Genomic DNA, 1,085 nt, shown 5'->3' on the forward strand with positions numbered 1-1,085 from the left:
AATGGTGAATATTTAATAGATAGAAAGGAAAAAATCCTACTACAACTTGAAGATTTCGTAGATAAATTAAACAATGTAAACATTCTAAATGGAGAATTTGAAGATATAAAAGTCAAATATAAAAACAAAAAACCATTTAAAGCATATGAAGGGGCAATTCTATCCGTCATTGCTGAACATAAAAAACTTGAAGAAGGAACAGTTGGAATATACTTTTCTTATTATGCAAACCAAGATGTTATTGCAGTTAAAAGATTTAATGAAAAATTAAAACCTGTTATATGGATAAAGCCTTCTATAACTTTTGGAAATCTACAAAATGATGCATATTGGATTTTAGAAGCAATAAAAGAAGACTCAGAAGAAGGAAAAAGACTTGTGAATAACTTTATTAAGAACTTCCCTGATGTTAAAGAAAAAATGCAAAAACCACAAGAAGATGCTAAAAAGAAAACCATAAATAGTTTAACGCACATTTTCAATCTTATAGCCTATTTAATAGATATTTTCCCAAAAGATAAAGCAAACTTTTTTGAAGAACCATACTTATATCTACAAAGCAAATCTTTAGATTTTACAGGTAATCAAGGGCTTGTAGTAGACTTTGTTTTAGAAGAAGAAAATGGAACATTTTATTTTGACTGGATAAAAACTATTCAAAGTGTTTTATCTTATAAAATTGCTGGTGTAGAAAATGATATGATAGCCTTCTCTATTTTTGAGAGCTTAGGAAATAGATTAAAAGAAGAAAGTGCAAAAATTATGGACAAATTAAAACTTAAGAATATAGCCATTTGTGGAAATTTCTTTTCAAATCCAGTATTAACAGGAAGATTTTTAAAACACTTTGGAGGAAATTACAGTATTATTACAAATAGAAAACTTCCTATAGACAAGCAAAACATAGCATTTGGAGGAATATTTATTTAACGAGTCAAGTATTAGAAATTAAAGAAAGATGATTAAAAAATTGCCTATTAGAAAGCATAGCAAATATGACACGAACCAGCTTATTAACAACAGCAATCATAGCCTTTTTTCTGCTTTTGAACTGCTGATACTTTCTTCTATAATACTCTCTAAAA

At 27.5% G+C, this 1,085-nt stretch carries 1 protein-coding gene; it reads left to right on the top strand.

The genetic code is table 11. The features are described from left to right. The coding region (locus HG1285_RS20135; RefSeq protein WP_032497293.1) for a hypothetical protein at positions 1–930 on the top strand (930 nt) is incomplete at its 5' end. Between the last annotated feature and the right edge of the window lie 155 nt (positions 931–1,085).

The sequence above is a fragment of the Hydrogenivirga sp. 128-5-R1-1 genome (assembly GCF_000171895.1).